Here is a 7,602-nt window from a genome sequence, read left to right as displayed (position 1 = left end):
GGGGCTGCTCATCGGGAGGTTTCCTTGCGGCAGTGGGGGATGGGCGCATCCTCCGCTCTTTCGTTGCGAAGAAAAACCGCGTAGGAAGAAAGTCTCTTTCAAAGGAATTTTGAAAATGCTGCGCTTCGACGACCTCCGCCTGTTCGTCCGTACCGCCGAGCGGGGCAGCCTGTCCGCCGCGGCCCGCGAGCTGGAAACCTCGCCGGCGGTGGCCAGCGCCGCCCTCAAGCGCCTGGAGGCGGCCCTGCAGGCGCGCCTGTTCGCCCGTTCCACCCGCAGCCTGCGGCTGACCGCCGAGGGCGAGCTGTTCCTGGCCCATGCGCGGGCCTCGCTGCAGAGCCTGGAGGAGGGCCGCCAACTGCTGGCCGGCGGGCGCAGCGAGATCGCCGGGCCGCTGCAGGTCTCGGCGCCCTCGGACCTGGGGCGCAACGTGCTGCTGCCCTGGCTCGACGAGTTCCAGGCGCTGCACCCGCGGCTGAGCCTGCGCCTGCTGATCAGCGACCGCCAGGCCGACCTCTACCGCCAGCCGGTGGACGTGGCCATCCGCCTCGGCCTGCCGCCGGACTCCAGCCTGGTGGCGCTGCCGCTGGCGGCGGACAACCGCCGCGTGCTGTGCGGCGCGCCGGCCTACTTCGCGCGCCGCGGCCGGCCGCGCCAGCCGCAGGACCTGGCGCGGCACAACTGCCTGCTGTACATGCTCGGCGGCCGGGTGCACGAGCGCTGGAGCTTCGGCGAGGAGACGGTGGAGGTGGGCGGCGACCGTGTCTGCGACGATGCCGACGTGGTGCGGCGCTGGGCCGTGGCCGGCTGCGGGCTGGTCTACAAGTCCTGGCTGGACGTGGCCGCCGACGTGCGCGCCGGGCGCCTGGAAGTGGCCCTGGGCGACTACCCGGGCGAGGCGGCGCCGCTGAACCTGTTCTGCACCCACCGCGCGCAGCTGAGCCCGCCGGTGACCCTGCTGCGCGAGTTCATCCAGCAGCGCTGCGCCGAGCACATGCGCGGCGCGCCCTGGCGTTGAGGCTCAGAGCGGACGGTAGCGCGCCACCGCGTGGCTCAGGTCCCAGCCGACCGACACCGAGAACACCAGCAGCAGGGCCGGCACCAGGCACCACCAGACGCGCCTGGGCAGGGCCGGCAGCGGCTGGCGCAGCTGGCTGGCCCAGAGCGCGGCGGCGCACACGGCGGCGGCCAGCAGGGCGCCGGCGATCACGTCGCTGGGCCAGTGCGCGCCCAGGTACAGGCGCGAGCCGGCGATCCAGGCGGCCGGCAGCATGGCCAGCAGCAGCCAGGTCAGGCGCACCCGCGGCGAGCCCTCGCGGCTGGCCAGCACGCCCAGCACCAGGAAGCAGGCGAAGGAGGCCGAGCTGTGCCCGCTGGGCATGCTGAAGGCGCTCAGCGGGTCGGCGATCACCTCCGGGCGGGCGCGGCCGAAGAAATGCTTGAGGGTGGTGTTGAGCAGCGCCGTGGCCAGCAGGCTGCCGCCGGCGAACAGGGCATGCCGCCACTTGCCCAGGCCCAGCAGCAGGCCGCTGACGACCACGCCGACGATCACCTGGGTGCGGAAGTCGCCCAGGCGCGTCACCGCCACCATGACGTGGTTCAGCAGCGGGCTGCGCTCCTGCTGGATCAGCGTCATCAGGCCGTGGTCGAGGGCGTCCAGGTGCGGCCAGCCGACCAGGATGCCCAGCAGCAGGGCGGCGCTCAGGCCCGCGGCGATCAGCGCGGTGCCGTGGCGCCGCCTGAGGCAGGCGTGGATCAGCGCCCCGCCGAGCACCGCCAGGCCGCCGGCGATCACCGCCATTTCCGGCCAGAAGCCTTCGGGCAGCGGCAGGCGCAGGGCCGCGCCGGTGGTCCAGCCGGGCAGCAGGTAGGCCACCGACCAGCCGGCGGCGGCCAGGATGGACACCGCCAGGAAGCGCCCGAAAGGCATGTCGAGCATGCCCGCCACCAGCGGCAGAAAGGGCCGCAGGGCGCCGATGAAGCGGCCCACCAGCAGGCTGGCGACGCCGTAGCGGGCGACGAAGCCCTCGGCGCCGGCCAGCCATTCCGGGTGGTGACGCAGCAGCGGCAGGCGGCGGATGTCCTGGTGGAAGCGGCGGCCGAGGCCGTACGAGCAGAGGTCGCCCAGCAGCCCGCCGGCGAAGGCCAGCAGCAGCGTCTGCCCCAGGCCCAGGGCGCCGCCGCCGGCCAGCACGGCGATGGCGAAGAGCATCACCACGCCGGGCAGCACCAGGCCGACCACCGCCGCGCATTCGAGGAAGGCCACGAGGAAGACGATCAGGCCCAGCCATTGCGGGTGGCTGGCGATCCATTGGTTGAAGAGTTCCAGGCTCATGTGCGGTGGGCTTCCGAGCTGTCCAGCAGGTAGTAGTCGCGTCCTTCGACCTGGCCGCGGCGCAGCGGGTTTCGCGTGCAGAAGGGCGCGAAGGCGGCGTCGACGAAGCGGTACATCAGGTGCTCGTCGCGGCCGTGGGGGATGCCCAGGCGGGTGGTCTGGATGACCTGGGCCGGGGTGTCGCCGAGGTCGTCGACGAACAGCCGCTGCAGGTCGAACTGGCGGGCGTCCCAGTCCGGCACCTTGAGGCCCATGGCCTTGCACAGCAGGGTCTGGCCGGCGCAGAGCTTGCCCAGCGGGCGCTCGCTGCCATCGGCGGCGGGGTTGAGCTGGCGCATGCGGGCCAGGGCCGCGTCGCCGCTGACGCGGTCCAGCCACGGGTGGCCGGACTTGATCAGCACCGCGTTGCCGGCGCCGCCGGCGCTGAAGTTCAGCGAGTCGCCGCCGCGCGCGTAGTACATGTAGATGTGCCCGCCGTCGAGGAACAGGGCCTTTCGTTTCTCGGTGTAACCGAGGGACGCGTGGCTGCCTTTCTCGGCCAGGTAATAGGCTTCGGTCTCGATGATCCGGGCGGACAGCCAGAGGTCGCCGACGCGGTGGCGGATCACCTTGCCCAGCAGCTGGCGTGCCACCAGCAGGGCGTCGCGGTCGAAGAAGGCGTGGGGCAGCGGCCGTGCTTCGGGCCAGGGCAAACCAAGGATGGGATCGGCAGGCATGGGATTGTCGTGGGTACCAGGGCGCTCTTAGGCTGGAGGATGATAACAACAAGAGACTGAATCATGACTGAACGCGTCCGCAGCGACAGCGCGCACATCACCCCCAGTGCGCACTACACCGGTTATGTCTGGTTCCGTCACAAGCTCGCCGAGCCGGCCTTCGCCACCACCTTCGGGCGCTGGGTGCACGGCTGCGTGGCGCCGATCAACTGGGGCGCGCGCCTGGGCTTCGGGCTGAACATCGAGGACTTCCTGCTGCAGCGCCACCTGCTGATAGACGCGCGCCTGCGCCAGGCCATCGAGCAGCGCGGCGTCACCCAGGTGGTGGAGATCGCCTGCGGCCTGTCGCCGCGGGGGAGGCGCTTCCGCCAGCGTTATCCACAGCTGGACTACCTGGAGGCTGACCTGCCGCCCATGGCCGCGCGCAAGTCGGCGCTGCTGCATCAGCAGGGCTGGCTGGATGAACGGCACCGGGTGCACCCCGTGGACATCCTCGCCGAGGACGGCCCGCACACCCTGGCCGCGCTCTTCGCCCAGCTCGACCGCCAGCGCCCGCTGGTGGTGATCACCGAAGGCCTGGTGAACTACTTCCAGCGCCCGCTGATCGAGGGCTTCTGGACGCGCCTGGCGGCGGCCCTGGCCGACTTCCCGGCGGCCACCTACCTCACCGAACTCTACCCCGACCTGCGCGAGCACCCGCGCTACCGGCAGATCCGCTGGGGCGTCGGCCTGATCGGCCGGCTGACCCGCGGCGGCTACCCGCTGCACTACCGCAGCGAGGCGGAAATAGCCGCGGCCTTCCGCGGCTGCGGCTTCAGCGGCGTGGAGGTGCTCGACCCGCAGGTGCACGGCGCCGAGCTGTGCCTGCCGCGCGGGCGCATGCCGAGCCTGGTGCGCGTCATCGAAGCCCGCACCTGAGTCGCCCCCGCTTTTCGTAGGAGCGAGCTTGCTCGCGAACCTGCCGGGCCTGGTGCCAAGCGGTTCGCGAGCAAGCTCGCTCCTACAGGGGGACGACGTTTTTCGGGCCGGGCGTAGGGCGTATAACCGTTCGCGGTTATCCGCCGTTCCGTCGTGTCAGGCTGCGCAGGCGCCTTGCTGCAACGGCACCACCATCCCCGCCAGGCTGGCGCTGGCCCGGGGATCGCCGTGGGGGAAGATGAAGGCCATGCCCTCCGTGGTGCGGCGCAGCGGCAGGATGTCCAGTTCCTCCACGCCCGGGATGGCCAGGCGCCAGCCGCGTTGCGGCAGTTCGGCCGGCAGGCCGGCGTGGACCAGGCCGCCGAAGTAGCCGACTTCCGCCAGTTCGGCGCGCCATTGGCCGCCGTCGGCGTGGCTGAGCAGGGCGCGCGGTTGCGGTGGCGCCAGGCGCGGTTCGAAGCGGCGTTCCAGGTGCGGCAGTTGCGCGCGTTGGAAGCGCGTGCTGCCGGCGGCGTTGCGCGGCAGTGCCTGGCCTTCGAGGAACGGGGCGTACAGCCGGGCGCAGGCGCCGCGGCGTTCGAACTGGGCCAGGTGATCGGCGTCGTGGATCAGGGCGAACTCGGCGTCCGTGCAGGCCAGGGCGAACTCGGCGTGTTCCCAGGGCTGGGTGAAGTGGTCGTATTCGCCGGCCAGCACCAGTGTCGGGCACTGCGGGTGGCGCTGGAAACCGCCGAAGGCCAGCAGGCGCCGGCTGTTCTGCCGGTAGCGCTCGACCTCCGCCGGCGTCAGGCGTTGCAGCTGGCGCAGCAGGGCCTTGCGGAACACCGGGGAGACGCCGGTATCGGCCAGGCGCAGCGGGTTGACCAGGCCGGTCAGCACGCCGTTGGCGAAGGGCTCGTGCTGGCCCAGGTCCAGGCGCGCCAGGGCTTCCTCCAGCAGGGCGCGGGCGCCGGGGCGGCCGAAGGCGGTGATGCCGGCCAGCAGCAGGCGCGCGCAGCGCCCTGGGTGGCGGGCGGCGAAGAGGGCGGCCAGGGCCGAGCCGTAGGACAGGCCGATGGGCATCAGCGGTGGCAGGCGCAGGGCCTCGGCGAAGGCGGCGATCAGGTCGGCCAGGTCCTCCAGGCTCAGCTCCGGCGCCAGTTGCAGGTTGCCGCCCTGGCTGGGCAGGTCGAGGAGGATCACTGGGTGCCCGGCGAGCAGCTCGCTGACCTCGCTGGCGAAGGAGCGGAAGCTCTGGAAGGCGCCGCCGAGCAGCAGCACCGGCGGACGCGGGTCGTCCGCGCGGTGGGCGAAGGCCTGGTAGTGGAGTTGCCAGCCGTCCAGTTCGAGCACCGCCGGGGCGGCGCTGAGCGTCTGGGCGCTGTAGTCGGTGCGGTAGCGCATGGCGAACCTCCGGCGGTGTTCCGCCTGTTGTCGTTCTTCCCTGGCGTGCCGGATGGCGAAAGGCTGGCGTGGTGCGGCCGGGTGGCTCCAAGGTAGACAGAGGCCGGCCTTTTGTTTACCCAACCTTCGGGCGGGCGAAATCGCAACGCGCTGTTGCGGGTGTCACCGTTCCGCGGCCGGGGCGCGGCCCGCGGTGCCCGGGCGGCGTTACCGGCGCCGTGGCGGGACGCCCTGTCTACCGGCTGGCTGCTGTGGCTGGGCGGGCGCAGGCGGGGCCGCTATAATCGCGCATTTCCCTCACGCAGACGCGTACGAACCATGACCGAGTCCGTCCTCGACTATATGAGCCGCCTGGGCCGCGCCGCCCGCGAAGCCTCGCGCGTCCTCGCGCGGGCTTCCACTGCGCAGAAGAACGCCGCCCTGCTGGCCGCCGCCGATGCCCTGGACGCTGCCCGCGAGCAGCTCGCCCACGCCAACGAGCAGGACCTGGCCGCTGGCCGGGCCAATGGCCTGGAGCCCGCCATGCTCGACCGCCTGGCGCTGAGCCCGGCGCGCATCGACGACATGATCGAGGGCCTGCGCCAGGTGGCCAAGCTGCCGGACCCGATCGGCGAGATCCGCGACATGCGCTTCGTCCCCTCGGGCATCCAGATCGGCAAGATGCGCGTGCCCCTGGGCGTGATCGGCATCATCTACGAGTCGCGGCCGAACGTGACCATCGACGCCGCCAGCCTGTGCCTGAAGTCGGGCAACGCCACCATCCTGCGCGGCGGCTCCGAGGCCATCCACTCCAACCAGGCCATCGCCCGCTGCATCCAGCAGGGCCTGGCCGCGGCCGGCCTGCCGGCGGCCGCCGTGCAGGTGGTGGAAACCACCGACCGCGCCGCCGTGGGCGCGCTGATCAGCATGCCGGAGTACGTCGACGTGATAGTCCCGCGCGGCGGCAAGGGCCTGATCGAGCGCATCAGCCGCGAGGCCAAGGTGCCGGTGATCAAGCACCTGGACGGCGTCTGCCACGTGTTCATCGACGAGTCGGCCGACCTCGACAAGGCCATCCGCATCGCCGACAACGCCAAGACCCAGCGCTACGCGCCGTGCAACACCATGGAAACCCTGCTGGTGCACAAGGCCATCGCCGAGCGCGTGCTGCCGCCGCTGGCCGCCATCTACCGCGACAAGGGCGTGGAGCTGCGCGGCGACGCCGCCACCCGCGCGCTGCTGGGCGCCGGCGTGCTGGAAGCCACCGAGGAAGACTGGCGCACCGAGTACAACGCGCCCATCCTGTCGATCCGCATCGTCGACGACCTGGACAGCGCCATCGAGCACATCAACACCTACGGCTCGCAGCACACCGACGCCATCGTCAGCGAGAACTTCAGCAATGCCCGGCGCTTCCTCGCCGAGGTGGACTCGGCTTCGGTCATGGTCAACGCCTCTACGCGCTTCGCCGACGGCTTCGAGTACGGCCTGGGGGCGGAGATCGGCATCTCCACCGACAAGCTGCACGCCCGCGGCCCGGTCGGCCTGGAAGGCCTGACCAGCGAGAAGTACGTGGTCTTCGGCGACGGGCACGTGCGTACCTGATGGGCAAGCAACGCCCGCGGCGGATCGGCCTCTTCGGCGGCACCTTCGATCCGGTGCACATCGGTCACCTGCGCAGTGCGCTGGAGACCGCCGAGCTGCTGGGGCTGGACGAGCTGCGTCTGCTGCCGGCGGCGCGCCCGCCGCACCGCGGGGCGCCGCAGGTCTCGGCGCAGCAGCGCCTGGCCATGGTCGAGCTGGCGGTGGCCGGCGTCGCGCCCCTGACGGTGGACGCCCGCGAGCTGGCCCGGGACAAGCCGTCCTACACCATCGACACCCTGGAATCGCTGCGCGCGGAACTGGGGAACGAGGTGCAGCTGTTCCTGATGGTCGGCTGGGATGCCTTCTGCGGCCTGCCCGGCTGGCACCGCTGGGACGAACTGCTGCAGCACTGCCACATGCTGGTGCTGCAGCGCCCGGATGCCGACGTGGAGGCGCCGGAAGCCCTGCGCGACCTGCTGGCGGCGCGCAGCGTGGCCGACCCCAACGCCCTGTCCGGCGCGGCTGGGCAGGTCACTTTCATCTGGCAGACGCCCCTGGCGGTGTCGGCCACCCAGATCCGCGCCCTGCTGGCGCAGGGGCGCTCGCCGCGCTTCCTGGTGCCGGACGCGGTATTGAACTACATCGAGGCGCACGGGCTGTACCGCGCGTCCCTGGCAAACTAGAGAG

The 7,602-nt window shown here is 71.8% G+C and carries 7 protein-coding genes; 4 read left to right on the top strand and 3 right to left on the bottom strand.

Annotated features, from left to right (window positions below):
- The first annotated feature begins 115 nt into the window (after nt 1-115).
- On the top strand, nt 116-1,018 hold the full coding sequence (locus DK254_RS04890; protein WP_109932661.1) for a LysR family transcriptional regulator: 903 nt from the start codon (nt 116-118) through the stop codon (nt 1,016-1,018).
- 3 nt (nt 1,019-1,021) lie between these two features.
- Here the strand turns inward: DK254_RS04890 and DK254_RS04885 are convergent, their stop codons facing one another.
- Nucleotides 1,022-2,335, bottom strand: coding sequence for a bifunctional DedA family/phosphatase PAP2 family protein (locus DK254_RS04885; protein WP_109932659.1), 1,314 nt, complete (start codon nt 2,333-2,335; stop codon nt 1,022-1,024).
- Nucleotides 2,332-3,051, bottom strand: coding sequence for a DNA-3-methyladenine glycosylase (locus tag DK254_RS04880; protein ID WP_109932657.1), 720 nt, complete (start codon nt 3,049-3,051; stop codon nt 2,332-2,334). Before DK254_RS04880 ends, DK254_RS04885 begins: the two co-directional genes overlap by 4 nt.
- 63 nt (nt 3,052-3,114) lie before the next feature.
- Between DK254_RS04880 and DK254_RS04875 the strand changes: the two genes are divergently transcribed.
- The gene (locus DK254_RS04875; RefSeq protein WP_109932655.1) at nt 3,115-3,969 is read left to right on the top strand and encodes a class I SAM-dependent methyltransferase; all 855 of its coding nucleotides are present in this window, start codon (nt 3,115-3,117) and stop codon (nt 3,967-3,969) included.
- A 156-nt stretch (nt 3,970-4,125) separates the two neighbouring features.
- On the opposite strand, the gene DK254_RS04870 is transcribed toward DK254_RS04875, so the two are convergent.
- Nucleotides 4,126-5,352, bottom strand: coding sequence for an alpha/beta fold hydrolase (locus DK254_RS04870; RefSeq protein WP_109932653.1), 1,227 nt, complete (start codon nt 5,350-5,352; stop codon nt 4,126-4,128).
- A 318-nt stretch (nt 5,353-5,670) separates the two neighbouring features.
- On the opposite strand from DK254_RS04870, the gene DK254_RS04865 reads away from it, so the two are divergent.
- The gene (locus DK254_RS04865) at nt 5,671-6,936 is read left to right on the top strand and encodes a glutamate-5-semialdehyde dehydrogenase (RefSeq protein ID WP_109932651.1); all 1,266 of its coding nucleotides are present in this window, start codon (nt 5,671-5,673) and stop codon (nt 6,934-6,936) included.
- Nucleotides 6,936-7,598, top strand: coding sequence for a nicotinate-nucleotide adenylyltransferase (gene nadD / locus DK254_RS04860; protein ID WP_109932649.1), 663 nt, complete (start codon nt 6,936-6,938; stop codon nt 7,596-7,598). The genes DK254_RS04865 and nadD overlap by 1 nt, the downstream gene beginning before the upstream one ends.
- Nucleotides 7,599-7,602 lie beyond the last annotated feature (4 nt).

This window comes from Pseudomonas sp. RW407, assembly GCF_003176655.1.
Taxonomy (GTDB): domain Bacteria; phylum Pseudomonadota; class Gammaproteobacteria; order Pseudomonadales; family Pseudomonadaceae; genus Pseudomonas; species Pseudomonas delhiensis.
Note: the sequence above shows the minus strand (reverse complement) of the source record. Positions and strands in the feature narration are given on the sequence as shown.

Bases quoted from the DNA above. Each gene is read 5' to 3' on its own strand.
- nadD (WP_109932649.1), top strand. From the start codon at position 6,936: ATGGGCAAGCAACGCCCGCGGCGGATCGGCCTCTTCGGCGGCACCTTC.
- DK254_RS04865 (WP_109932651.1), top strand. From the start codon at position 5,671: ATGACCGAGTCCGTCCTCGACTATATGAGCCGCCTGGGCCGCGCCGCC.
- DK254_RS04880 (WP_109932657.1), bottom strand. From the start codon at position 3,051: ATGCCTGCCGATCCCATCCTTGGTTTGCCCTGGCCCGAAGCACGGCCG.
- DK254_RS04875 (WP_109932655.1), top strand. From the start codon at position 3,115: ATGACTGAACGCGTCCGCAGCGACAGCGCGCACATCACCCCCAGTGCG.
- DK254_RS04885 (WP_109932659.1), bottom strand. From the start codon at position 2,335: ATGAGCCTGGAACTCTTCAACCAATGGATCGCCAGCCACCCGCAATGG.
- DK254_RS04870 (WP_109932653.1), bottom strand. From the start codon at position 5,352: ATGCGCTACCGCACCGACTACAGCGCCCAGACGCTCAGCGCCGCCCCG.
- DK254_RS04890 (WP_109932661.1), top strand. From the start codon at position 116: ATGCTGCGCTTCGACGACCTCCGCCTGTTCGTCCGTACCGCCGAGCGG.